Origin of the sequence: Streptomyces roseoverticillatus (assembly GCF_000719265.1) — a bacterium.
Classification (GTDB): Bacteria; Actinomycetota; Actinomycetes; order Streptomycetales; family Streptomycetaceae; genus Streptomyces; species Streptomyces roseoverticillatus.
On sequence record NZ_JOFL01000019.1, the window covers coordinates 38,475 to 63,940 of the forward strand.

A 25,466-nucleotide genomic window follows, 5' to 3' on the forward strand; every position below is an offset into this window, starting at 1 on the left:
CAAACGGAACGCTTCGGGGGTGAACGGGAATTGACGCAGCAGACCACGCGGACCAGCAGGATCACCCGCTCCGACCAGCATCCCGACGCCCCTCCGCACCGGGTCGCCATCCTCGCCCTGGCCGGAGTGATCCCCTTCGAGCTCTCCATCCCGTACCGGATCTTCGGCAAGGCCACGACCTCGTCCGGAGATCCGCTGTACGAGGTGGTGACCTGCGCGCTGGCCGCCGGGCCGGTCCCCACCGACGCCGACTTCTCCATCAACGTCGACCTGGGCCCTGAGGCTCTGGCCGAGGCCGACACGATCGTCGTCCCCGCCTCGTACGAGTTCGGTCCGCCGTACGACGAAGGGCGGCTCGGCGACGAACTGGCCGGTGCGCTGGCCCGCATACGTCCCGGCACGCGCATGGTGTCGATCTGCACCGGCTCGTACGTCCTCGCGGCCGCAGGCCTTCTCGACGGGCGGCCCGCCACCACGCACTGGTCCAGCACGCAGCGCTTCCAGCGGATGTTCCCCTCCGTGCGCGTGGACGCCGACGTGCTCTTCGTGGACGACGGCGACGTGCTGACCTCGGCCGGGGTGGCCTCCGGCATCGATCTCTGCCTGCACATCGTGCGGCGCGACCACGGCACCGCCGTTGCGAACGAGGTTGCCCGGCGCAGCGTCGTCCCGCCGCACCGCGACGGCGGCCAGGCGCAGTACATCCAGCGGCCGGTGCCCGAGCCTCAGCTCGCGACGACCACGGGGGCGCGCGCCTGGGCCCTGGGGCGGCTGGAGCAGCCGATCCAGCTGCGCGACATGGCGGAGCAGGAAGCCATGAGCGTCCGGACGTTCACGCGCCGCTTCCGTGAGGAAGTCGGCATCAGCCCGGGCCAGTGGCTGACCCAGCAGCGGGTCGAGCGAGCGCGGCACTTGCTGGAGGACAGCGACCTGTCCGTGGACCAGGTGGCGCGGAGCGCCGGGTTCGGCACGGCCGCCTCGATGCGGCAGCACCTGCAGGCGGCGCTCGGCGTGTCCCCCACTGCCTACCGGCGCACGTTCCGTGCGGTGACAGTCGCCTCCCGACGCTGACCAGCGGTGGCCTCGGCAGCGGCCGGTCAGCGGAACGTGAGGACGGCGCGGGAGACGCGTCCGTGGAGGGTGTCGTCCGCGGCGCGGGCGAAGTCCTCGACTGGGTAGGTCCTGGTGACGAGTTCGTCCAGGAGAAGGCGTCCTTCCCGGTAGAGCCCGGCATAGCGGGGGATGTCGCACTGGGGACTCGAGGAGCCGTAGCGGCAGCCCAGGATCGCTTTGTCGAGGAAGAGGGAGTCCACGCGGAAGGACGCCTCGGCCCCGGCGGGCGGTACGCCGAGCAGCACCGCCTGCCCGTGCCTGCCGAGGAGGTCGACCGCCTGCCGGACGAGCCCGGTGTGGCCGACGCATTCGAAGGCGTGGTCGGCGCCGTCCGGGAGGATCTCGCGCACGGCCGCCGGGCTGCCGGGGGACGTGGAGGCGTCGACGAAGTGGGTGGCGCCGAACTGCCGGGCTGCCGCTTCCTTGCGCGGGTCGGTGTCGACGGCCACGGCGACCGACGCCCCGGCGATGCGGGCGCCCTGCAGGACGTTGAGCCCGATGCCGCCGGCGCCGATGACGACGACGGATTCGCCGGGGCGGACGCGGGCACGGTTGAGTACGGCGCCGACGCCGGTCAGGACGCTGCAGCCGATCAACGCCGCCGAGGTCAGCGGCATGCTCTCGGGAATCCTCACCGCCTGGACGGCTTTGACGACGGTGCGTTCGGCGAAGACGGAGCTTGCGGCGAAGTGGAAAAGCCGCTCACCCCTCCGGGTGAAGGGCCGGGTGGGCTTGCCGATCGATTCGCGGCACATCGTCGGGCGGCCCCTGCCGCACTCGCTGCAGACACCGCAGGCGGCGAGCGTCGACAGCGCCACGTGATCGCCGGGCGCGACGTGCGCGACGCCGGGGCCGGTCGCCTGGACCACGCCCGCGCCCTCGTGCCCGAGGACCACGGGGACGGGGTACGGGATCGTGCCGTCGACGACCGAGAGGTCGCTGTGGCAGAGCCCGGCGGCCGCAACGGAGACCAGGACCTCGTCGGGGCCGGGCTCCCGGACCTCCAGATCGTCGGCGACCAGGGGCTGTTTACCGTCGAAGATGACGCCTCGCACGGCTGGGGTCCTCTCGCGAGTCGGAAGGAACAGGGGCGGGCCGGACCGGGTCTGTGGATGGGTTCGCGGGCTCAGGAGGCCCAGACGACCGACTGGAGTTCGCTGTAGGCGTGCAGTCCGAACGAACCGCCGTCCCGGCCGACGCCGCTCTCCTTGAAGCCGCCGAAGGGCGTCTCGGGGTGCCGCTGCACGGTGTTGATGCCGACGTTGCCGCTGCGGAGGCGGGCGGCGACGGCCCAGGCGCGGGCGGCGTCGGCGCTGAACACGTAGTCGTGGAGGCCGTAGGACGTGCTGTTGGCAATGCGTACAGCGTCCTCGTCGTCCTCGAAGGGGAGGGCGACGACGACGGGACCGAACAACTCCTCGCGGGCGACGGCGCTTTGCGGGTCGACGTCGGCGATCAGGGTGGGGGCGACGTAGAAGCCGGGCTTGATGTCCGGGCGGGTGCCGCCGGCGACGATGCGCGCGCCTTCCGACCGGGCCCGCGCGATGTACGCCTCCACCCGGTCGCGCTGGGCGGCGGAGATCAGCGGGCCCACCACCGTCGAGTTATCCACAGGGTCCCCGACGGTCAGCGTTCGCGCGTAACGTTGAAGACCGGCGACGACCTCCTCGTACAGCGCGCGCTGTACGAGCACCCGGGTCGGCGCCGTGCAGATCTGTCCGCTGTGGAAGGACCAGACCGAACCGACCGCCCGTATAGCCGACTTGAGCACGTCACGGTCGGCATCCCCCAGGACGATGGCCGCGCCCTTGCCGCCGAGCTCGAGAAGGGTGCGCTTCATCGACCTCCCCGCGGCTTCGGCGATCTGTTTTCCGACGGCGGTGGATCCGGTGAAGCTGATCATGTCGATGCCGGGGTGGGACACCAGCGCCTGCCCCGTGCCCGGACCCGAGCCCGTGACGATGTTGAAGACGCCGTCCGGGAGGCCGGCCTCCCGGAGGATCGGGCCCAGCGACAGGCAGCACAGGGGGTCCTGCGGCGCCGGTTTGGCGACGACGGCGTTTCCCATGGCCAGGGCGGGCGCGAGCTTGCCCACGAGGTTGACGAGCGGAAAGTTGTAGGAGGTGATGCAGGCGACGACGCCCACGGGGCGTCGGACCGCGGCGGCGCCCATCAGGCCGCCGGGTGCGAGCGGGCTGCCCTGGACGGGGTGCGGCGCGAGCGGGAGGACCGCCGGCTCGACCGCTCCCCGGGCGTAGCGGCGGAAGCGGTCCACCGCCACGGGCAGTTGCAGGGTCGAGGTGACGCGCGCCGTCGCGCCCGTCTCGGCCTGGAGCAGGGGCAGGAGCTCCGCTTCGTGTTCACCGATCAGTTCCGCTGTCCGGTCCAGTACGGCCGCGCGCTCGCGCGGGTCCGTACGGGACCAGCCGTCCTGCGCGGCTTGCGCGGCGGTCACGGCGGCGGCGACCTCGGCGGGGGTCGCCTCCGGCGCCGCCCCGACGACCTGCTCGGTCGCCGGATTGACAACTGGATAGTGACCCTTTTCCGGCGTGCGCCACGACCCGCCGATCCAGTTCCCGTACTTCTTCGTGCCGTACGCCGTCATGTCCCCCGCGGTCATGTCGTCCGCCGTCATGTCATCCGCGGTCATGGACGAGGCTCCTTCGGCAGGCCGAGCACGCGCTCGGCGATGATGGTGCGCTGCGTCTCGGCCGACCCGCCGTAGATCGTGTCGGCCCGCGAGAAGAGGAACAGGCGCTGCAGGGCGTCGAGTTCGTACGGGCGTTCGTCGCTCCAGCGGTGCGGCCCGACGGCGGCGGGCGGGCCCTGTACCTGCACGGCCAGTTCGCCGAGGCGCTGGTGCCAGCTACCCCAGAGCAGTTTGGCGACGCTGGGTGCGCCGGGGAGGTCCGTGCCGCCCAGGGCCCGCAGGGCGGTCCAGCGCATGGTCCGCAGCTCTGCCCACTGCCGTACGAGCCGGTCGCGCACCGCCGGTTCCGCTGCGGCTCCGGTCTCCAGGGCGAGGCGGACGATGCGGGCGAGTTCTTCGGCGAAGCCGATCTGCTGGGCGAGAGTGGCCGGCCCCCGCTCCCGGCCGAGGAGGTCCATGGCGACCCGCCAGCCGTTTCCCTCGCCGCCGAGCACATGGTCGGTGCGGGCCTCGGCTCCGTCGAAGAAGACCTCGTTGAAGTCGGCGCCGCCGGTGAGCTGCCGGATCGGCCGGACCTCGATCCGGCCGGGCTGGTCCATCGGCACGAGCACGAGGGAGAGGCCGTGGTGCCGGCGGGAGCCCTCGGTGGTGCGGGCGAGCAGGAAGCACCAGTCGGCTTCGTGGGCGAAGGAGGTCCACAGTTTCTGGCCGGTGATGCGGTAGGTGCGGCTGCCGGGGTCCCTGACGGCGGCGGTGCGTACGGCGGCGAGGTCGGACCCCGCGCCGGGTTCGCTGTAGCCCTGGCACCAGATCTCCTCGCCGCGGGCGATGGCGGGGAGGAAGCGGGAGCGCTGGGCGGGGTCTCCGTGGGCGATGAGGGTGGGGGCGAGGAGGTGCTCGCCCATGTGGCCGAGGCGGGCCGGGGCACGGGCGCGGGAGTACTCCTCGGCCCAGACGACCTGCCCGGTCAGGGGTGCGGTGCGATTGCCGTAGGTGCCGGACGGGCAGTCCCAGCCGAGGCCGATCCAGCCGTCGGCGCCCAGTTCCCGCTCCCAGGCGCGGCCTGCGGTGGGTGACGGATCCACGGCGAGGTGGCCGGCGAGCCAGGCCCGCGCTTCCTGCCGGAGGGCTTCGTCGTCCGGCCCGAAGGAGAAGTCCATGAGTGGCTCCCCGTCATGCGTTGGGGCGGGCTTTGGTGGCGGCAGCCTCGGCCATCGCCTCCAGGTGGGCGAGCATCGGCATGGGATCGGTGCCGATCGTGCGGGGCAGCAGGTCGGCGATCCTGTCCGGTGTCCAGGGGCCTTCGGTGCAGACGGCGCGCAGTTCGCGGGGCTGGGCCCACACGGCGATCCGGGGACCGGCCACGGTGTAGACCTGTCCGGTGATGCCTTCGTCGCGGGCCTGTTCGCCGAGCAGGTAGACGACGAGAGCCGCGACGTCCTCGGGGTCGCCGATCTCCTTGAGGTCCACCGGCACGTTGGCGGACATGCGGGTACGGGCCACGGGGGCGACGCAGTTGGCGGTGATCCCGTACTTGTGCAGGCCGAGGGCAGCACTGCGGACGAGGGAGATGATGCCACCCTTGGCGGCGGAGTAGTTGGCCTGGGCGACGCTGCCCTGGTGGTTGCCGCTGGTGAAGCCGATGAGGGTGCCGTGCCCCTGGCGGCGCATGACGGCGGAGGCGGCGCGGAAGACGGTGAAGGTGCCTTTGAGGTGCGTGGCGATGACGGGGTCCCACTCTTCTTCCGTCATGTTGAAGAGCATCCGCTCGCGCAGGATGCCCGCGGCGCACACGGCGCCGTCGAGCCGCCCGTAGCGGGCGAGGGCCGTGTCGACGATCCGCTGCCCGCCGGCCATGACCGACACGTCGTCCGCGACGGCGGCGGCCTCGCCGCCCGCCGCCTCGATCTCCTTGACGACGCCGGCGGCCACCTCGCTCGTGGGCGCGGCACCGTCGATGGCGACGCCGTAGTCGTTGACCACGACCTTTGCGCCCTCGGCCGCACAGGCGAGGGCGACCGCGCGGCCGATGCCGCGCCCCGCCCCGGTGACGGCGATCACCTTTCCCGCCAAGAAGCTCTCCACGGCGCACGCCCCTTCCCGCTCTATCTGACGGTCCGTTAGATTTTTGGACAGGGCAGGCGAAGGCACAAGCCCCGCACAGGGACCGATCCGGGGAGGACGTCCATGCCACTGCCGGCGGAGTTCCACGAGATCGCCAAGCGGGTCAACAACTGGGGCCGCTGGGGCGAGAGGGATGAGATCGGCACCCTGAACCTCATCACCGACGCCGTTGTGCGCGAAGCGGCGGCGACCGTACTCACCGGCCGGAGGGTGGCCCTGGCCGTGCCCCTGCGGCAGCGCGGGATCCAGACCGGTCTGATCCCCGGCAGGATCAACCCCTTGCACACCATGACCTCGGTCAACCGGGAGGAGTTCGCTCCGGGATCAGTGGCCACGAGTGATGACACCGTCACCATGGGCCTCCAGGCGGGGACCCACTGGGATGCGCTGCCGCACGTCTCCCACGGCGGCAGGATCTACAACGGCCGGCCGGCGGACTCGATCACCGCCCATGCGCACGCATCCTTCAGCGGCATCGAGAAGGCCCGGCACATCGTCTCGCGCGGGGTGCTGCTCGACGTGGCCCGCGCCCGGGGCGTGGACCGCATGGCCCCCGGGCATGCCGTCACCCCGGAGGATCTGGAGGCGGCGGAGGACATGGGGGCGGTCTCCGTGGGACCGGGGGACGTCGTGGTGGTCCGCACCGGGCACATGCAGCGCTACCTTGCGGGCGACCGCCGTGCGTACGGCAGTGCGTCGCCCGGGCTGTCGGTCCGGACGCCCGAGTGGTTCCATGTGCGCGACGTAGCGGCCGTCGCCAATGACACGCTCTGCTTCGAGGTCTTCCCGCCGGAGATCGACGGGCTCTGGCTGCCGGTGCACGCGCTCCACCTGGTCGAGATGGGGATGATGCAGGGCCAGAACTGGAACCTGGAGGAGCTCTCCACGGCCTGCGCGGAGGAGCGGCGCTACGCCTTCCTGCTGACGGCAACACCCGAGCCCTTCGAGGGGGCGGTGGGCGCGCCCGTAGCGCCGGTCGCCGTGCTGTGAGCGAGGCATACGCGGGCGAGGCAGACGTGGGCGGGCGGCGACGTGCAGATACGCACCCGAGCAAGGCACCGCGCGTCGCCGCCGGCTCCGGCGCTGGAGCCCTGTTCTTGCGCCGGATCGCGACCCGTACTCGCCGAGCAGCCCGGTGAACTCGGGCCTCTCGACGTCCCCTCGCAACGAATCGCTGCGTCCAAGGGTGATCACGTGGACACTTCACGTCAACACCTGGTCTGGACGTTGTCGATTAAGCCCGATTTATGACGGCGCGCGGCGCGTCGAAAGCGCCGGCCCATGTGGAGCCACCGCGGTCGACCTCGCACCAGATGCGCTTGCCGCTGCCTTCTGCCTGCCAGCCCCAGCGGTCCGCGAGACCGTCGACCAGCTCCAGGCCGCGCCCGCCGGTGTCCTCGCCGCCCGCGCACCTGCGGCGGGGCGGGCGAGCACTGATGTCGGCGACCTCGACACGGACGGTGCCCCCGCTTGCGCCGGGCACTCCCGCGCCGGCACCCGGGAAGAGCATGCGCAGCACGGCCGGGCAGCCGGTGTGGACGACGGCGTTGGTGACCAGCTCGGAGATCAGCAGGATCAGCGTCTCGGCCAGCGGCTCATCGACGCCTATCCCCGAACCGGCCAGTCGCGACCTCGCCCACTTGCGGGCCCGTCCCACTTCCGCGGGGTCGGCCCGGACCTCCATCTGCATCTGAAGCACCTGCACCGCTCACACCATCCGTACCGGCGGACACAACGCCTCGCGTCTCCGAGGGACCACGGAACGTGATCGCCTTCCGAGACAGCATGGTTGACGCACAGTCACCCCAACAAGCGCTTCGGGCATATTCCGGCGCAAAGGAGTAGGGCTGCTGCATACTGTGCGACGCGTGCTGAGGAGACTCGAACACCGAGGGTCTTTGCGACCCGTTCCGGGACGAGCATCAGACATGTGCACGCCCGGCGCCGCCACATGGGCCACAGACGCCTCGCCGCGCTTCTGAACCTCTCGCATCCAAGGGAGAGTACCCGAGCCGGGACCCGACTCCGGCCTGTGACGAATAACGTCCGGGACACAGCCTGATATCGACATGCTGTGAGCGGTTCGGCATGACATACCCGGAATTTCATCCATGACGATTACGCCGTGACATTCTCTGCGTCCAGAACATCCGTTGCATCACTCGCGTGAGGCCCCTCCGGTAGGTGTGAAGCCTCGCGAAGAAGGGTATTCGCAAGCAATTCCTCGGAATCGGCTGCCGACTGCCATTGACTGGCCCTCAGCCAGGCACGTTTCAGGTGCAGATGAATGTCTGCCTCCCAGGTGAACCCTAGGCCACCGTGCACTTGCAGACAGTCACGAGCGTTGCGTACGGCTGCACTGTCAGCGAGCAGTTTGGCGGCGGCGATTTCAGCGGTTCCCTCCGGTTCGGCCGCGAGCGACGCGGCATAGACCGCGGCGCGCGCGAGCTCGGCCCGGACGAGCATCTCCGCACACAAGTGCTGCACGGCCTGGAACGCACCGACCGGGCGTCCGAACTGGGAGCGGCGCCGGGCATGGGAGACCGCCAGTTCGACCGTCCGGAAGGCGCTCCCGAGCTGCTGGGCGGCGGTCAGCAGCGCCGCTTCCCGGCACAGCCGGGGAGCATCGGCAGGCACGGTGGCGGCGGTCCCGTCCGGCGGCCGGGGCAGTTGCCGGACGAGGTGCAGGGGCGTCGTGGGGTCCACGGACCGCGCGGGCCGTGCCCGCAGGGCCCGCGGGGCGCCGCCGGGGCGTGCGCGAAGGACCCGGGCGGCCCGGCCGTCGAGGAGCAGGACGGCTTCCGCCGAGGCGAGGTGCTCGGCCGTTCCCGGCCGGTCCAGGGCGGTGACGGGACAGGCCCCCTCGGCCGCTCCCGGCACGAGCCCGGCGGCGAGCTGGGTGGCGACCAGCGGCCCGGGCAACAGGGCCCGTCCGGCCTCCTCGAAGAGGAGCACTGCCTCGGGGAGCCCCAGCCCCGCGCCGCCGTCCTGCTCCGCGAGGCGCAGGGCGAAGAAACCCGCTTCCCCGAGGGCCTGCCAGAGGTCCCGGTCCGGTGCCGGCGGGCCGCCCGGGCAGTCGGCCAGGGAGCGCAACCGCTCGCGGGGGTACCGGGCGGCGAGGAGGCCCCGCATCCCGGCCCGTAGGGCGCGCTGGTCGTCGGTGAGGCGGAAGTCCATGGTCATCGCCCCCTGGGGAGGCCGAGGATGCGCTCGGCAATGATGTTCCGCTGGATCTGGGAGGTCCCTGCGGCGATCGTGTAGGAGAGCGAGGAGAGGCGCTGCGCCGTCCACTCGTGGCGGGTGTCCAGGGACTCCGGTCCGAGTACCTCGGCGGCCGCTTCGTAGAGCTTCTGGCGGGCCTGGGAGTAGCGGAGTTTGAAGACGGACGCCCCGGGTCCCGGGTTCCCGTGGCCCCCGGTGCGGGCGGCGTGGGCGGCCTCGCTGGTGTTCCACTGGACGAGCCGCCACAGGGCGGTGAACTCGGCGTGGAGGCGGCCGAGGCGGCGGCGCAGGACGGGGTCGTCCCAGCGGCCGTTGGCGCGGGCGGTGCGGGCGAGGCGGGCGAGGGTGCGGCGGCAGGCGACGACCTCGCCTGCGAAGGCGGTGCCGCGCTCATAGGAGAGGGTGACCATGGTGACGCGCCAGCCGTCGTTCTCCGGGCCGACGCGGTGAGTGACGGGCACGCGCACCTCGTCGAGGAACACCTCGGCGAACTCGGTGGTGCCGGCGAGGGTGCGCAACGGGCGCACGGTGACGCCGGGGGCGTTCATGGGCAGGGCGAGCCAGGAGATGCCGCGGTGCCGGGGTGCCGCGGGGTCGGTGCGGACGAGGAGTTCGCACCAGTCGGCGACCTCGGCGTGGGAGGTCCAGATCTTGCTGCCGGTAACGACGTAGGAGTCGCCGTCGCGGACGGCCCGGGTGCGCAGCGAGGCCAGGTCGGAGCCGGCGTCGGGTTCGGAGAAGCCCTGGCACCAGATCTCGTCGCCGCGCAGGATCGGCGGCAGCCAGCGGGCGCGCTGGGCGGCGGTCCCTTCGGCGGCGATGGTGGGGCCGGCGTGGAGGAGGCCGACGAAGTTGGCGCCGACGTAGGGTGCTCCGGCGCGTTCGGTCTCCTCGATGAAGATCAAGTACTCGGTGGGGGTGGCGCCTTGACCGCCGGCGTGGGCGGGCCAGTGCAGGCCGGCGTATCCGGCGTCGTGGAGGGCGCGCTGCCAGGCGCAGTCGTGGGCGCGGCGCGCGGGCCAGTCCTCGGCGGGGGGTTCGGGGGGAAGCCGGGGCAGGGTGTCGTGCAGCCAGGCGCGGAGCCGGTCGCGGAAGTCCTCCTCTTCCTTGGTGAGGGTGAGGTCCATTGCGGCTCACCCGCCCATGGGGTCGAGGTCCAGGCCGAGCATCCGGATGGCGTTGCCGCGCATCAGTTTGCGGACGGTCTCGTCGTCCAAGCCCCGCACGTGTTCCAGGGCGACCTGCTTGGTGCGGGGGAAGGTCGAGTCGACGTGGGGGTAGTCGGTCTCGAAGGTGGCGTTGTCGCGGCCGACCGCGTCGAGTGCGTCGATGCCGTGCTTGTCGCGGAAGAAGCAGCAGAAGACCTGGCGGTAGTAGTAGGTGGACGGCGGCTCGGGGACGAGGTCACGCACGCCGCCCCAGGCGCGGTGCTCCCGCCAGACGTCGTCGGCACGCTCCAGGGCGTAGGGGATCCAGCCCATCTGGCCTTCGCTGTAAGCGAGGGTGAGCCGGGGGTGGCGGACGAGGACGCCGCTGAAGAGGAAGTCGGCCATCGATGCCATGGCGTTGTTGAAGGACAGGGTCGCCTGGACGGCGGGCGGGGCGTCGGGGGACGCGGCGGGCATCTGCGAGGAGGAGCCGATGTGCATGTTGACGACGGTGCCGGTGTCCTGGCAGGCCGCGAAGAAGGGGTCCCAGTAGCCGGTGTGGATGCTGGGCAGGCCGAGGCAGGTGGGGAGCTCGCTGAAGGTCACGGCCCGTACGCCGCGGGCGGCGTTGCGGTGGATCTCCGCGACGGCGAGGTCCACGTCCCACAGCGGGATGAGGCACAGGGGTATGAGGCGCCCGCCGCTGTCGCCGCACCATTCCTCGACCATCCAGTCGTTGTAGGCGCGCACGCACGCGAGGGCGACCTCCTTGTCGTGCGCCTCGGCGAAGGTCTGCCCGCAGAAGCGGGGGAAGGTCGGGAAGCACAGCGACGCCTCGACGTGGTTGAGATCCATGTCCTTCAGGCGCTCCGCCGGGTCCCAGCAGCCGGGGCGCATCTCGGCGCGGGTGATGCCTTCCAGGGTCATCTCGTCGCGGTCGAAGCCGACGGCGGCGATGACGCGCTTGTAGGGGGAAGCGAGGTCCTCGTAGATCCACCAGTCCGCGGGCGGCCCGTCGGGGTCCATGGCGACGGTGTACCTGCCTCCGGTGTACTCCAGCCGGCCGATGCCGGTGGTCAGGGGGCGGGGGCCGCGGTCGCGGTAGCGGGCGGGCAGCCAGCGTTCGAAGAGGTGGACGGGTTCGATGACGTGGTCGTCGACGCTGACGATGCGGGGCAGTTCCATCAAGGCCTTCCCGGGTCCGGCAGCCGAACTGACGGTCTGTCAGTTTTGAGGCTAGCCCGCACCCCCTGGACCGGCAAGGAGTGACGGCCTACGCTTCGCCGCACTACCTGACGCCTCGTCAGTTCATGCCGGAGGTCCTGCCATGCCCGGTACCGCCGACGACCTGTCCGCCTCCCGCACTCTGTGGGAACTGCTCGACCGCCGCGCGGACCTGACCCCCGGCGCCCCCGCCCTCATCCAGGCCGACGAGCCGGACCCCGGGGCCGGACCCGACCCGGCCGGGACCGCAGACCGCACGGTGACGTTCGGCGAGCTGCGGGAGCGCGCCGAGCGCACCGCCGCCGGGCTGTACGGGCTCGGGGTGCGCCCCGGCAGCCGGGTGGCCTGGCAGCTGCCCACCCGCATCGAGACCGTCGTCCTGGCCTTCGCACTGGCCCGCCTCGGCGCCGTCCAGACGCCGCTCATCCCCTACTACCGCGACCGCGAGGCCGGCCACGCCCTGCGGGCCACCGAGGCCGGGTTCTTCGCCGTCCCCGGCGTGTGGCGGGGCTTCGACCACAGCCTCATGGCGTACCGGCTCGCCCTCGCGCTCCCCGCGCCGCCCCTCGTCCTCACCGCCTACGACGCCCTGCCCGAGGGGGACCCCGCGGACCTCCCGCCCCCGCCCGCCGACGGCACCGGCGTCCGCTGGATCTACTGGACCTCCGGCACCACCGCCGCGCCGAAGGGCGCCCTGCACACCGACCGCGGGCTCATCGCCGCCGGCAGCCACCTGGCCGCCGCCCTGCGCCTCACCCCGGACGACGTCGGGTCGATGGCCTTCCCCTACGCGCACGTCGCCGGGCCCGACTACACCGTCATGCTGCTCCTGCGGGGCTTCCCCGCCCTCCTCGTGGAGCACTTTTCCCTGCCCGGCTCGCTCGGCGCCTACCGCCGCAACGGAGTCACCGTCGCGGGCGGCTCGACCGCCTTCTACGCGATGTTCCTCGCCGAACAGCGCCGGCAGCCCGGACGCAGGCTGCTCCCCACCCTCCGGCTCCTGGCGGGCGGCGGCGCGCCCAGGCCACCGGAACTGCACCACGACGTCGCCCGCGAGCTGGGATGCCCACTGGTGCACGGCTACGGCATGACCGAAGCCCCGATGATCACGATGGGGGATCCGGAGGACACGGCGGAGCACCTGGCCGGCACTGAGGGCCGGCCGCCCGCGGGCATGGAGATCCGGGTGACCGACACCGACGGGGCACCGGTACCACCCGGCGCCGAGGGCGCGATCCGGCTGCGCGGCGAGGCCGTCTGCCGGGGCTACCTCGACCCCGCCCAGACCGCCGGCGCCTTCGACACCGATGGTTTCCTCCTCACCGGCGACCTGGGACGCCTCACCGCCGACGGCCACCTCGTCATCACCGGCCGCGCCAAGGACGTCATCATCCGCAAAGGCGAGAACATCTCCGCGCAAGAGGTCGAACAGCTCCTGCGGAGCCATCCGCTCATCGACGACGCCGCCGTGATCGGGCTGCCCGACCCCGTGCGCGGAGAGCGGGTCTGCGCCGTCGTCCAGCAGGTCCCCGGAGCACCGCGGCTCACGCTCGGGGAAGTGGCCTCCCACCTGGCGGACGCCGGGCTGTCCGTACACAAGATCCCCGAGCAGCTGGAGCTGGTCGGACGGCTCCCCCGCGACGACACCCTGCACAAGGTGCTCAAGTACGAGCTGCGCGAGCGCTTCGCCCGGTCCGCTCAGCCGCCCGCCCTGTAGGTGGCCGCCGCCTGCTCGAAGAAGCGGTCCACCGAGCGCTGCTCGTTCATCGGCCCGATCACCTGCAGCAGGTGGTAGCGGCCGTTCACGATGGTGGCGGAGTTACGCACATAGACCTGCCGTCCGCTGCTGTCGTTCCAGTTGAACGTGCCCTCTGCCGACGCCGTCCCGCCGACGTCGATACGGCGCAGCCCACTGGCGCCGGACCACGAGGAGGAGCGGTAGGCCTCCAGCTCGGGCTCCTTGCTCTGCTGGTAGGCCATCGGGTCGCTGCCGAACTCCGCGACCTTGTCCCGGCCGGGGACCGCCACGAGCTGGTACTCGCCGCCCGCGTAGACGACCTGCCCGCGGTCGTTCTCCCCGCGGCGCTGCCAGTCCTTGGCGACCGCAACGGTGAACCCCTTGGGGTCCTTGCGCAGGGTGAAGCCCTTGGCAGCGCCGTCGGACTCGGTGATCCGCTCCTCCGCCGTCGCCCCGCCCGAGGCGCCGGACCCGCCCGCCGCCTCGGGCCCGCCCGGTGTGCCGGCGGTGCCCGGGTCCCGGGGTGCGGCACTGCGCGCACCGGCCGACCCCTTGCGGTCCGCGCGGGCCTGGCCCGCGCTGTCCTCGGCGCGCGGCATGAACAGCATCGCGTACAGCGCGGCCCCGATGAGGAGCAGCAGGACCAGGCCGAGCAGCAGCCGGCCGAGGCCGAACGCCGAGCGGGCCGGGCGGCCGCGCTGCTCCTGCAGGTGCCCGGTGCGGGGCGTGGCGGAGCGGGGGGCGGGGGCGTTGTCCTTAGCCGTGTCCCTGGCCGTCTTCTTGTGGCGGCCGTGCGCTGCCGGCGCGGTGTCCACGGCGGTGATGGGGCGGCCGCGCCTGCGCCGCACCAGCTCGCCCTTGCGGCGGACGACCGGGAGCCGGTGCTGGTCAGCGGGGGTGTCCGGGGCGGTGTCGGGCACGGTGAGGGTGCGGCCGCCGGGCTCCGGTTCCGGCGCGGAGCGGATCAGGGAGCGCAGCCAGCCGCGGAGTTCCTCGAACTCGGGGCGCTCGGCCGGGTCCTTGCGCATCAGGGATTCGACCACGGGGCGCAGGGCGCCGCACTCCTCAGCGAAGGCGGGGGGCTCCACGCACACGAGCCGGACCAGTTCGGCCGTGCTGTCCTCCGGGTACGGGGCGTGCCCCTGCACGACGCGGAAGAGCAGGGCACCGAGGGCCCAGAGGTCGGCTGCGGGGCCGACGGGGGGCGCGAGCTGCCAGCTCTCCTGTACGGGCCAGGCCTGCTCCGGGGCCCACCGCTCGGTGACGGCGCCGACGACGACCATCCGGGCCTGGCGGGCGCGCTCGACAGCGAGGGCTCCGGCGGGCTGCTGCCCCGCGGCTCCCCAGGCGGCGGGTGGCTTACCGGCGGATTCGCTGCCGGGGACGGGCACAGTCGAGGAGAGGCTGCTTTCAGGGCTGCCTTGAGGGCTCTTCGCCGGGCTCTGCGACGCGCGTGGGGATGAGGGTGGGGGCGGGGCTGCGTTGCCGGCGCCATGGACAGCTCCGCTGTCCGCTCCGGGGCGGGTGCCCGGTGGCGGGGCCGGGGCCGGGCCGGGGGCGGCGGAGCGAGGGGGTGCGGTCAGCCCGGGAAAGACGGGCCAGGAGGCGGTGGATCCGGGGAGCTTCACTTCGGGGACGTCCGGCCGGGCGGCGTTCCCCGGTCCGGCGGGGCCGCTGCGCGCTCCGGGCGGGCCCGGCGGCCGGTTCCGGCCGGAGGAGGTGCCGTGGGGGGAGTCGGGGCCGGCCCAAGGGGCGGGAGTGGGGGCCGCGCCGCTGGCGGCGCTGCCACCGCCCCAGGTGGACGAGCCGGTGGGGGTGGCGGGCGGACCGTCGTCCCCGGCCGCGCGGGCGGCGGCGGCCCGGGCGGCGCCCGCACGATAGGCGGCGATCGCCGAAGAGCGCACCCGCCGGGGCCCGGCCTGTGAGCCCGGCTGCCCGGCTCCGGGGCCGGCTCCCTGCCCGCCCGGTTGTCCCCTGCCCGGGCGTCCCGCGCCTTGCTCACCCGCCGACAGCCGGGAGTTGAGCGGCGGCCAGGGCTCCCCCGATGCCCGGGGGCCGCCCGGCGGAAGGAAGCCTCCCGCGGTCCCTTGATCCCGGTACGGGGACGGCGACGGCGACGGCCTGGCCGCTCCTTGCCCGCCGGCCCGCGGCGCGGCCGGGCCACCAGGCGCACTTCGCCCAGGCGCGCTTCCTCCTGGCGCACTCCCGCCCGGCACGTTCCCACGCGGCGCGAAGCCCCCGCCGAACCCGGAGCCAGGGCCGCTGCCAAAGCCCGCGCCCGGGCCAAGACCCGAGCCGGCGCCGGGCCGTCCCCCACCGGCTCCCCGAGGGGCACCGCCCGGCGTCCGGCCGTCGCCCGCCGCCCCACCCGGAGCCAGGCCGCCCGGCTGTCCCGGCGTCCCCGGTCGCCCCGCCGCCCCACGAGCCGCCCGCCGCGGCGACGGCATTCCGCCCCCGGCATTCGGGCCGGTCCCGCCGTTCACACCCGCCCCGCCGATCGCGCCCATCCCGCCATTCGCACCCGTGGGCGGGTCAATGCCCTCCGGAACGGGGTTGTAGCCGCACAAGGCCTCCTCGGCCGCGCCCGCGGCCAGGCCCGTGAGGACAGCGCGGCCGTCGTCGCAGATGAGGACCGTGCGGGTGGTGATGTTGCGATGGGTCCAGCCGTGGGCGTGCAGGGCGCGCAGAGCGGTGAGGACGTCGGCGGCGACCTCGGCGGCGCGGTGGGGCGAGAGGGGCCGCTCGGCGAGGAGCGCGGCGAGCGGGCGGGCCGGGACGAGCTCGCTGACGACCCACAGGCTGCCGCCCTCGGCGAAGACGTGGAAGACCTGGTCGAGCCGGGGGTGGTCGGGCACCTGCGCGGCGGACGTGGCCGCGGCCAGCGCACGGCTCACCGCGGGATCGTCAGCGGGCCCCCTCCCCGTACGCCGTGCACCGTGGGCGGCCGGGCCGGGGCCCTGGCCCGGGCAGCCGCCGGAGGCGTCCACCACCTCCGCGTCCACGACTTCCGGCAGCGGGATCTGCCGGACGAGGACTTCCTGCCCGCTCAAGGTGTCGAAGGCGCGGGTCTCGACGAGCTCGAACACGTCGGAGGGCGGTAACGGAAGGCGATACCGGCCGGCCAGGATCCGACCCGCGTAGTCGTCCACGACGCCTCCCCAAGCGCGCGATCCACACCTCGCCCGAATGCCCGGACAACCGCCAACAGCGGTCAATCGGCCGCCTATTGCGGCTGCGCACCGTCCATGGCACCTCACGATACGTGCCGAACCCACCCCTTCGGGCGCGTACGGCTCAGTACGTCGCTCAGTGGATCGACCGGGTGGCGTCCGCCCCGTCACACCCGTCCGTCGAGTGAAATCCGCTCCCCTGGGTCACTCGGGTTTCGGATGCCCGTATCGCCGATCGGATGCCCGTATCGCCGAAAAGAGGTTCAGCCCCGCGAGCTTCAGGCCCGCCGGGCCGGCACTCGCGAAGTTCAGTCCTCGGGCGAGAACGTCCTGAAGGCCGTGTCACGCAGCGACCGGCAGTCGGCGTCGCCCCACTTGCCCTTCTCGCACGTGATCATGATGGCGTAGCCGTGCTCGTCGTCCACCTTAAAGCCCCGGTTGAGGACCTGGACGCGCTTGCCGTTCTGGTCGCGCTCGAACGACCAGTCCGCGACGGTCGGGTAGTCGTGACCCGCCCAGCCGCTGATCTCCTGGATCGAGAGCCCCTTGTAGCCGGGCATGCTGCCCTTGTCGCCGGCTTCGGCGTCACGCCACGCCTTGGCCGCGTCGCCCTTCGGCTCGGCGCCGAAGTCGACCTGGACGCGCGGGAAACCGCCGGAGGCGCTGTAGATGGCGCCCGAGTGCTCGCCGGCGGTGCCGGTCTGCTTCCAGCCCTGCGGGATGGAGATCCCGAAGTGGTATTCGTCGTTCTGGAGGTGCCGGTATCCGGCAGCATCCGCGTTCTTGTCCTCGCCCTCGTCCTCGTCCTTGTCCTTGCCGCCGGAGACGGCTGCGGCGGACTGGGACTTGATCACCTGGGGCTCCCCGCCCGCCTTGCCGGGGGCTCCGTGACCCGACACGGACTTGCCCTGCTTCTTGCCTTCCTTGCCGCTGCTGTCGTCCCCGCTCAGCGCGAAGGCGAGCACCGTGCCGAGCACGGCCAGCACCACGACGACCGCGGCCACGACGAGCGTCCGGCGCGGCACGGTCTCCAGGATCGGCCTTCGCACGCCGCCGCCCTGCCGGGTGCCGAGCAGGCTGCCGCCCGTGGCACCCGGTCCGCCGGCCGCGCCGCCGGAGAACTGACGGGTGGTGGACTTCGTGGCCTCCGCGGCACGCGGCGGGACGCCGGGCATCGCGCCGGAGGGCGAGCCGTGCGCCGGCGGGACGTCCGAAGGCCGGCCCGCGGACGCGCCCGGCCGGTTCGCCGAGGAAACCGGGGAAGCCGGGGGCTTGGACGCGGGCCTGGCGGGAGCGGCGGGCACGGCCGCTTCCGGTATCGGCGGAACGGCGATGGCCTGCGTCGCGTCCAGGTCACGGGACGAGGGCTGCCGCTTGGGAGGCAGGCGCTCGTCGGGGGCGTTGACCGCGTCGGTGAGCAGCGCGCGGGCGCCGGCCTCGTCGAGCCGCTTCTCGGGGTCCTTGGCGAGCAGCCCGTACATGACCTCGGCCAGCGGGCCGGCGTTCTTCGGCGGGCCGAGCGGCTCGGTCATCACGGCGGTGAGGGTCGCTATGGCCGACCCCTTGTCGTACGGGGGGACGCCCTCGACGGCCGCGTAGAGCAGGCCGCCCAGGGACCACAGGTCCGCCGGCGGGCCGGGCTTGTGTCCGCGGGCGCGCTCGGGGGAGATGTACGAAGGGGCGCCGACGAGCATGCCGGTGGAGGTGACGGACGGGTCGCCCTCGACCTGGGCGATGCCGAAGTCGGTGAGGACGACGCGGCCGTCGTCCGCGATGAGCACGTTGGACGGCTTCACGTCACGGTGCAGGATGCCCTGGCGGTGCGCCGCGCCGAGCACGTCGAGGACGGCGAGGCCGACCTCGGCGCCGCGCCGCCACTTCAGCGGCCCGTCCTCACGGATGACGTCGGCGAGCGAGCGGCCCTCGATGAGCTCCATGACGATCCACGGGCGGTCGTCCTCGTGCACCACGTCGTAGACGGTGACGGCGCCCGCGCTGCGGATCCGGGCGATGGCCTTCGCCTCGCGCAGCGTGCGCGTGATGAGGCGTCGCTTCTCGTCCTCGTCAATGTTGGCCGGGAACCGCAGTTCCTTGACGGCCACCGTGCGGCCGAGGGTCTCGTCGCTCGCCCGCCAGACCGTACCCATGCCGCCGCGGCCGAGGACGTCCCCGAGGCGGTACCGCCCGGCCAGGAGGCGCCCTGCCGTGCCCTGCGTCTGCTCCGCCTCCGACATGCGTCCCCTCTGGCAATCAGCTCTGCGACCAACCGACCCTGGCAGAGCCACCATTGTCTCTCATCCACAGACCGGCGGAAGGCCAGGGTCCACGGGCTTGTGGACAATACGGGCAACCCGCCACCCGGCGCCCTCCGCCCGGCACACGGCGGCCGTTGCCGCACCGCCGCCGCGCTGACCTGGCCGACCTGCGCCGCGGCGGCCGAGCGGCGCCCGGCGCGGCACCGGCACCGGGTGTCACACGGGTCCGTTGCCTTTACAGGACCCGGTTTCGGACAGGGCGGTTCCCGGCGCGTCGGAGCTGTCACATGATGCTCATCAGACGCTGCCGTCCCAGAGGTTACGTACCCGCCGAAAACCGCCGACAGGGCATCAGATGGGCTGGACGTCCGGCGCCCCCAGACGTGCCGCATCGGCCGTCAGGTCGTCGGGCTGCAGCTGCGATTCGCGCTCCGCCTCCACCCGCTTCTCGTAGCGCTCGACCTCCTTCTCGACCTGGGAGCGGTCCCAGCCCAGCACCGGCGCCATCAGCTCGGCGGCTTCCCGGGCGCTGCGCGTGCCGCGGTCGAACGTCTCGATCGAGATCCGGGTGCGGCGGGTGAGGACGTCGTCGAGGTGGCGCGCGCCCTCGTGCGAGGCGGCGTAGACGACCTCGGCCCGCAGATAGTCCTCGGCGCCGGTGAGCGGGTCGCCCAGGGACGGGTCGGCGGCGACGAGCTCCAGCACCTCGTCCACCATCGAGCCGTACCGGTTGAGCAGGTGCTCGACGCGGGCGACGTGCAGGCCGGTGCGCTGGGCGATCCGGGCGCGCCCGTTCCACAGCGCCTTGTAGCCCTCGGCGCCGACCAGCGGCACGTCCTCCGTGACGCACTCGGCCACGCGCCGGTCGAGGGCGTGCACCGCCTCGTCCACGGCGTCCTTGGCCATCACGCGGTACGTGGTGTACTTTCCGCCCGCCACGACCACCAGCCCCGGCACGGGGTGGGCCACGGTGTGCTCGCGCGAGAGCTTGCTCGTCGCGTCCGACTCGCCGGCCAGCAGGGGGCGCAGCCCCGCGTACACCCCCTGCACGTCGTCCCGGGTCAGCGGCACGGCCAGGACGGAGTTCACGTGCTCCAGCAGGTAGTCGATGTCCGCGCTGGAGGCGGCGGGGTGGGCCTTGTCCAGGTCCCAGTCGGTGTCCGTCGTGCCGACGATCCAGTGCCTGCCCCAGGGGATCACGAAGAGCACGCTCTTCTCGGTGCGCAGGATCAGCCCGGTGGTGGAGTGGATGCGGTCCTTGGGCACCACCAGGTGGATGCCCTTCGAGGCCCGTACGTGGAACTGGCCGCGCTCGGCGATGAGCTTCTGGGTGTCGTCCGTCCACACGCCCGTGGCGTTGACGATCTGCCGGGCCCTGATCTCGAACTCTCCGCCCTGTTCCAGGTCGCGCACCCGCGCGCCGACCACCCGCTCGCCCTCGCGCAGGAAACCCGTCACTCGTGCCCGGTTGGCGACGTCGGCGCCGTACGCGGCGGCGGTGCGCACGATGGTGGTGACGTAGCGGGCGTCGTCCATCTGGGCGTCGTAGTACTGCAGCGCACCGACCAGGGCGTCCTTCTTCAGGCACGGGGCGACACGCAGGGCCCGCTTGCGGGTGAGGTGGCGGTGCGTGGGCAGGCCCCGGCCGTGGCCCGAGGAGACCGACATCGCGTCGTAGAGCGCCACGCCCGTACCGGCGTAGAGGCGCTCCCAGCCGCGGTGCTGCAGCGGGTAGAGGAACGGGACGGGCTTGACCAGGTGCGGGGCGAGCCGCTCCAGCAGCAGCCCGCGCTCCTTGAGGGCCTCTCTCACGAGGGCGAAGTCGAGCATCTCCAGATACCGCAGACCGCCGTGGATGAGCTTGCTGGAGCGGCTGGAGGTGCCCGCGGCCCAGTCGCGCGCCTCGACCAGGCCGGTCGTCAGCCCCCGGGTGGCCGCGTCGAGCGCGGTGCCCGCACCGACGACGCCGCCGCCCACGACCAGGACGTCCAGTTCCCGCTCCGCCATCCGGGCGAGTGCCGCACCGCGCTCGTCCGGCCCGAGTGTCGCTGTCCTCACCGCTGCCTCCGTTTCGGCCGCCGGTTGCTCCGCTGGTCTCCGCGCTTCGCTTGCTGCTCCTTCGATGCTGCCCCAGATCCGCCGGTTTGGCCGCGCCGGTGGCGCAGGGGAGCGAGCCCGGGCCGCGTTGCTCCCGAATAACAGTCATATATCCGCTTAACCTGATGTAACTCGTACGCGTGCCGAAGACCCCCGGCTCCCCGGGAAGGACCGCCTCGCCATGCCCGCAGATCTCGCCGTCATCGGACTCGGCCACCTCGGACTCCCCCTCGCCCAGGCCGCGACCGCCGCCGGCATCGACACCATCGGCTACGACCCCGACCCGCACACCGTCGCCGAGCTGCGCGCCGGCCGGCTGCCCCCCGAGTGCGCCGACGGCTGCCTCACCGCCGCCGAGGTCCGCCGGATGCTCGCCGCGGGCTTCCGCCCCACCACCGCCGACGCCGAGCTCGGCAAGGTGCGGACCGCCGTCATCTGCGCACCCGCCCGGCTGGGCGAGGACCGGGCCCTCGACCTCGGCGCCATCGAGGCCGCCGCCCGCGCCCTCGCGGTACGCCTCCGCCCGCACACCACCGTGCTCCTGGAGTCCCCCGTCTACCCCGGGGCCACGGAGGAATTCCTGCGCCCCCTGCTCGAATCCGGCTCCGGGCTGCGCGCCGGCCACGACTTCCACCTGGCCTACTCCCCCAGCCGCGTCGACCCCGGCAGCAAGCACCACGGCTACGCCGGCATCCCCAAGGTCATCGGCGGCCTCACCCCCGCCTGCACGGAGGCCGCCGCCGCCTTCTACGGGCGGGTCTGCGAAAAGGTCGTCCGCGCGCGCGGCCTGCGCGAGGCGGAGGCGGTCCGCGTCCTGGAGACCAACTACCGGTACGTCAACATCGCCCTGGTCAACGAGATGGCCGTCTTCTGCCACGACATCGGCGTCGACCTGTGGGACGTCGTGCGCTGCGCCGAGACCAAGCCGTTCGGCTTCCAGGCGTTCCGCCCCGGCCCCGGGGTGGGCGGCCCCGGCGTCCCCATCGACCCGAACTACCTCTCGTACAAGGGGCGCAGCCTCGGCTACCCGCTGCGGATGGTGGAGGTCGCGCAGGAGGTCAGCGGGCGCATGCCGCGGTACGTCACCCAGCGGTGCGCCACGCTCCTCAACGAGCACGGCAAGTCGGCGCGCGGCGCGCGGGTGCTGCTCCTGGGCGTCAGCTACAAGGCCGACGTCTCCGATCAGCAGGGGGCACCCGCGCGGGAGATCGCCTCACGGCTGATGGAGCTGGGCGCCCAGCTCAGCTACCACGACCCGCACGTGGCGCAGTGGCGGGTGATGGGGCGGCCGGTGCCGCGGGCTGACAGCGTGTACGAGGCCGCGGCCGCGGCCGACCTCACGGTGCTGCTGCAGCATCACCGCACGTACGACCTGCAAGGTCTTGCCGTGAAGGCACAGCTGCTGCTGGACACGCGCGGAGCGATTCCCGCTGGCGCGGGGCACCGGTTGTAGGTGCGGCAACCCCGCGCGTGCGTCAGGTGAAGCGCCTGACGGCGCTGTCCTCAAGCGCCGGACGGGCTGAGATGGTGCAAGGCTGCCGTGCCCGCGCAGGAACTCCTACAGCCTCCCCAGCCCCAGTGCCCTGTTCGGGGCGTCCAGGACCGTCCTCAGGGCCGCGAAGTTCTCGACGCAGCGGCCCGTGCCGACGGCCACGCAGTCCAGCGGGTCGTCGGCGATGATGACCGGGATGTCGAGCTCCTTGCTCAGCCGCACGTCCAGGCCGCGCAGGAGCGCGCCGCCGCCCGTGAGGACGATGCCGCGGTCCATGATGTCGCCGGACAGCTCGGGCGGGGTCTCGTCCAGGGTCTGGCGGACCGCCATGACGATGGCGTCCACGGGCTCCGACAGCGCGTGACGGATCTCGTCGGCTGTCAGCTCGCGCGTCTTCGGCAGGCCGCTGACCTGGTCGCGACCGCGGATGGTGCAGCGCTCCGGCGGCTTGAGGCCCTGGGTCTCCTCCGGGTCCCCGCCGACCTCCTCCAGGCCGGTGTCCTTCTCCAGCTGCTTGGCGAGGGCGGCCAGCCCGGCCGCGGACCAGTAGCCCGTCGGGGCGGCGGAGCCGATGTTCATCTTGATCTCCTCCGCGGTGCGTTCACCGATCGCGAGGGAGTACTCCTTCTTCACGTACGAGATGATCGCCGCGTCCATCGCGTCGCCGGCCGTACGGACGGAGCGGGCGGTGACGATGCCGCCCAGGGAGATCACGGCGACCTCCGTGGTGCCGCCGCCGATGTCGACGACCATGCAGCCGGTCGGCTCGCTGACGGGCAGGCCCGCGCCGATGGCCGCGGCCATCGGCTCCTCGACGAGATGCACCTGGCGGGCGCCGGCGCGCGAGGCGGCCTCGATGACGGCGCGCCGCTCGACGCCGGTGATGCCGGAGGGCACGCAGACCACGACGCGCGGGCGGGCGAAGAAGCGGTTGCCCATGACCTTCTTGATGAAGTGCCGCATCATGCGCTCGGCTATCTCGAAGTCGGCTATGACGCCGTCGCGCAGCGGCCGGACCGCGACGATGTTCGAGGGGGTCCGGCCGATGGTCTCCTTGGCCTCGGAGCCGACCGAGAGCACGCCGCCGTCATCCGCGTTCACGGCGACGACTGACGGTTCGTTGAGCACCACTCCCTTCCCGCGCACGTACACCAGGGTGTTCGCCGTGCCGAGGTCGATCCCCATGTCCCTGCCGCTGAACGACTTGCTTTGCGCCATAAGTTGCCATTATTCCTTACGGTCGAACTTTTATACGGCGTTCACAGCCGCGCGCTCGCTGTGGGTAACAGATTGCCGTCGTAGCACGCTGATACCTTTTGGCCCTTACTTGGCCCTTACTCAACACCAAAGACATTCGGGGGACATCACCCATGAGCCAGCCCTGGCAGCAGCCGCAGCACCCGCAGCAGCCGCCTCAGCACAACCCGTACGGTCAGCAGCCGCAGCAGCCGTACCCGCCGCACCAGCCCCAGCAGCCCTACGGCTACGGGCAGCAGCCCCCGCCGCCGTACGGCGCCCCCGGCGGCTTCCCGCCGCCGCCCGCGCCGGTCCGCCGGGGCAATCCGGCGCTCGCCGTGGTCCTCGGCATCGTGGCCATGCTCGTCGGCTCCGGAATCTACGGCGGGATCCTCAAGGCCTCCGACGGCGGCCAGATCGGCTACGCCGCCATCGGTACGGGCGCCCTGATCGGCGCCGCCCTCGGCAAGGCCGGCGGGCGCAACACGGCGCTTCCAGTCGTGGGCGTGCTCCTCGGCATGCTCGGCGTCTACCTCGGTCAGATCTTCGGCATCGCCCTGGAGCTGAGCGACATCGCCAACATCCCGGTCAGCCAGGTCTTCACCGAGCACTTCGACGCGCTGAACAAGGCGTGGAAGGAATACCTGGAGCCGATCGACGCGGTCTTCTTCATACTCGGCGCCGTGGGCGCCTTCCAGACCGCCCGCAAGCTCGGCGGCTGACGGCCGCACCCCTGCCCCGGCACGTCGAAGGGCCCGTACCGCCGCAGCGGTACGGGCCCTTCCGGTGAACTGCCCTACATCAGCGCTTACGTCAGCGCTTGTCGTGCTGCGACGGCGCGACCGTCACCTCGACCCGCTGGAACTCCTTGAGGTCGCTGTAGCCCGTGGTGGCCATGGCACGGCGCAGCGCGCCGAACATGTTCATCGAGCCGTCCGGGGTGTGCGAGGGACCGGTGAGGATCTCCTCGGTGGAGCCGACCGTGCCCAGGTTCATGCGCTTGCCGCGCGGCACGTCCTCGTGGACGGCCTCCATGCCCCAGTGGAAGCCCCGGCCCGGCGCGTCGGTGGCGCGGGCGAGCGGGGAGCCCATCATGACGGCGTCGGCACCGCAGGCGATGGCCTTGGGCAGGTCGCCGGACCAGCCCACGCCGCCGTCGGCGATGACGTGCACGTAGCGGCCGCCGGACTCGTCCATGTAGTCGCGGCGGGCGGCGGCCACGTCGGCCACGGCGGTCGCCATCGGGACCTGGATGCCCAGGACGTTGCGGGTGGTGTGCGCGGCGCCGCCGCCGAAGCCGACGAGGACACCGGCAGCGCCCGTGCGCATCAGGTGCAGGGCGGCGGTGTACGTGGCGCAGCCGCCGACGATGACCGGCACGTCGAGCTCGTAGATGAACTGCTTGAGGTTCAGCGGCTCGGCGGCGCCGGAGACGTGCTCGGCGGAGACGGTGGTGCCGCGGATCACGAAGATATCCACGCCGGCGTCGACGACGGCCTTGGAGAACTGCGCGGTGCGCTGCGGGGAGAGCGCGGCGGCGGTCACGACACCGGAGTCGCGGACCTCCTTGATGCGCTGCCCGATCAGCTCTTCCTTGATCGGGGCGGCGTAGATCTCCTGCAGACGCTTGGTCGCGGCGGTCTCGTCCAGCTCGGCGATCTCGGCGAGCAGCGGCTCCGGGTCCTCGTAGCGGGTCCACAGGCCCTCGAGGTTGAGGACGCCCAGGCCGCCCAGCTCGCCGATCCGGATGGCGGTCTCGGGCGAGACGACCGAGTCCATCGGGGCGGCCAGGAACGGCAGCTCGAAGCGGTAGGCATCGATCTGCCAGGCGATCGAGACCTCCTTCGGGTCGCGGGTACGGCGACTCGGGACGACGGCGATGTCGTCGAATGCGTACGCCCGGCGGCCGCGCTTGCCGCGCCCGATCTCGATCTCAGTCACGTGTGTGGCCTTTCCTTCTACGTCCTGCCGCATCCAGTATCCCCGACGCGGCGGAG

At 72.6% G+C, this 25,466-nt stretch carries 18 protein-coding genes and 1 pseudogene; 5 read left to right on the top strand and 14 right to left on the bottom strand.

The features are described from left to right. Positions 1–60: 60 nt before the first annotated feature. The gene (locus IF61_RS0122575) at positions 61–1,071 is read left to right on the top strand and encodes a GlxA family transcriptional regulator (protein ID WP_043190333.1); all 1,011 of its coding nucleotides are present in this window, start codon (positions 61–63) and stop codon (positions 1,069–1,071) included. Positions 1,072–1,097: 26 nt separating this feature from the next. Here IF61_RS0122575 and IF61_RS0122580 read toward each other — a convergent pair whose 3' ends face one another. The 4 genes from IF61_RS0122580 to IF61_RS0122595 form a co-directional block, all read right to left on the bottom strand. Then, entirely contained in the window at positions 1,098–2,168 is a 1,071-nt protein-coding gene (locus tag IF61_RS0122580) for a Zn-dependent alcohol dehydrogenase (RefSeq protein ID WP_030368326.1), read from the bottom strand. A gap of 71 nt (positions 2,169–2,239) precedes the next feature. Continuing rightward, entirely contained in the window at positions 2,240–3,718 is a 1,479-nt protein-coding gene (locus tag IF61_RS0122585; protein WP_030368327.1) for an aldehyde dehydrogenase family protein, read from the bottom strand. 41 nt (positions 3,719–3,759) lie between these two features. Continuing rightward, a complete protein-coding gene (locus tag IF61_RS0122590) occupies positions 3,760–4,923 on the bottom strand; it encodes an acyl-CoA dehydrogenase family protein (RefSeq protein WP_030368328.1) in 1,164 nt (387 codons plus the stop codon). A 13-nt stretch (positions 4,924–4,936) separates the two neighbouring features. Next, a complete protein-coding gene (locus tag IF61_RS0122595; protein ID WP_030368329.1) occupies positions 4,937–5,848 on the bottom strand; it encodes an SDR family oxidoreductase in 912 nt (303 codons plus the stop codon). Positions 5,849–5,950: 102 nt separating this feature from the next. On the opposite strand from IF61_RS0122595, the gene IF61_RS0122600 reads away from it, so the two are divergent. Then, positions 5,951–6,877, top strand: a complete 927-nt coding sequence (locus IF61_RS0122600; RefSeq protein ID WP_030368330.1) for a cyclase family protein — start codon at positions 5,951–5,953, stop codon at positions 6,875–6,877. Between the two features lie 244 nt (positions 6,878–7,121). Here IF61_RS0122600 and IF61_RS0122605 read toward each other — a convergent pair whose 3' ends face one another. The 4 genes from IF61_RS0122605 to IF61_RS0122620 all read right to left on the bottom strand — a co-directional run bounded on the left by IF61_RS0122605 (position 7,122) and on the right by IF61_RS0122620 (position 11,445). Then, positions 7,122–7,592 carry an ATP-binding protein gene (locus IF61_RS0122605; RefSeq protein ID WP_030368331.1) on the bottom strand — a complete coding sequence of 157 codons (471 nt, stop codon included), beginning with the start codon at positions 7,590–7,592 and terminating at the stop codon, positions 7,122–7,124. 413 nt (positions 7,593–8,005) lie between these two features. Beyond that, entirely contained in the window at positions 8,006–9,064 is a 1,059-nt protein-coding gene (locus IF61_RS0122610) for an acyl-CoA dehydrogenase family protein (RefSeq protein WP_078660414.1), read from the bottom strand. Between the two features lie 2 nt (positions 9,065–9,066). Further along, positions 9,067–10,236, bottom strand: coding sequence for an acyl-CoA dehydrogenase (locus IF61_RS0122615; protein ID WP_030368333.1), 1,170 nt, complete (start codon positions 10,234–10,236; stop codon positions 9,067–9,069). Between the two features lie 6 nt (positions 10,237–10,242). Beyond that, entirely contained in the window at positions 10,243–11,445 is a 1,203-nt protein-coding gene (locus tag IF61_RS0122620; RefSeq protein WP_043190248.1) for an amidohydrolase family protein, read from the bottom strand. Positions 11,446–11,584: 139 nt separating this feature from the next. On the opposite strand from IF61_RS0122620, the gene IF61_RS0122625 reads away from it, so the two are divergent. Continuing rightward, positions 11,585–13,198 carry a class I adenylate-forming enzyme family protein gene (locus IF61_RS0122625; protein ID WP_030368335.1) on the top strand — a complete coding sequence of 538 codons (1,614 nt, stop codon included), beginning with the start codon at positions 11,585–11,587 and terminating at the stop codon, positions 13,196–13,198. Here the strand turns inward: IF61_RS0122625 and IF61_RS37600 are convergent. The 4 genes and pseudogenes from IF61_RS37600 to IF61_RS0122640 form a co-directional block, all read right to left on the bottom strand. Next, positions 13,180–14,610 carry a serine/threonine-protein kinase gene (locus IF61_RS37600; protein ID WP_078660415.1) on the bottom strand — a complete coding sequence of 477 codons (1,431 nt, stop codon included), beginning with the start codon at positions 14,608–14,610 and terminating at the stop codon, positions 13,180–13,182. The genes IF61_RS0122625 and IF61_RS37600 overlap by 19 nt on opposite strands. 1,278 nt (positions 14,611–15,888) lie before the next feature. Further along, positions 15,889–16,560 (bottom strand): annotated as a pseudogene (locus IF61_RS37605) (hypothetical protein); the annotation flags it as partial. A 137-nt stretch (positions 16,561–16,697) separates the two neighbouring features. Beyond that, the gene (locus IF61_RS0122635; protein WP_030368337.1) at positions 16,698–18,623 is read right to left on the bottom strand and encodes a serine/threonine-protein kinase; all 1,926 of its coding nucleotides are present in this window, start codon (positions 18,621–18,623) and stop codon (positions 16,698–16,700) included. Between the two features lie 372 nt (positions 18,624–18,995). Then, positions 18,996–20,702 (bottom strand): glycerol-3-phosphate dehydrogenase/oxidase, encoded by a 1,707-nt coding sequence (locus IF61_RS0122640; RefSeq protein ID WP_030368338.1) that lies wholly within the window; start codon positions 20,700–20,702, stop codon positions 18,996–18,998. 220 nt (positions 20,703–20,922) lie between these two features. On the opposite strand from IF61_RS0122640, the gene IF61_RS0122645 reads away from it, so the two are divergent. Beyond that, positions 20,923–22,194, top strand: a complete 1,272-nt coding sequence (locus IF61_RS0122645) for a nucleotide sugar dehydrogenase (protein ID WP_030368339.1) — start codon at positions 20,923–20,925, stop codon at positions 22,192–22,194. Between the two features lie 105 nt (positions 22,195–22,299). Here the strand turns inward: IF61_RS0122645 and IF61_RS0122650 are convergent, their stop codons facing one another. Then, positions 22,300–23,451, bottom strand: coding sequence for a rod shape-determining protein (locus IF61_RS0122650; protein WP_030368340.1), 1,152 nt, complete (start codon positions 23,449–23,451; stop codon positions 22,300–22,302). Positions 23,452–23,603: 152 nt separating this feature from the next. Between IF61_RS0122650 and IF61_RS0122655 the strand changes: the two genes are divergently transcribed. Beyond that, positions 23,604–24,191 (top strand): hypothetical protein, encoded by a 588-nt coding sequence (locus tag IF61_RS0122655; protein ID WP_030368341.1) that lies wholly within the window; start codon positions 23,604–23,606, stop codon positions 24,189–24,191. Positions 24,192–24,282: 91 nt separating this feature from the next. Here IF61_RS0122655 and IF61_RS0122660 read toward each other — a convergent pair whose 3' ends face one another. Next, positions 24,283–25,410: a GuaB3 family IMP dehydrogenase-related protein gene (locus IF61_RS0122660; protein ID WP_030368342.1), complete on the bottom strand. Its 1,128-nt coding sequence runs from the start codon at positions 25,408–25,410 to the stop codon at positions 24,283–24,285. Positions 25,411–25,466: the final 56 nt, after the last annotated feature.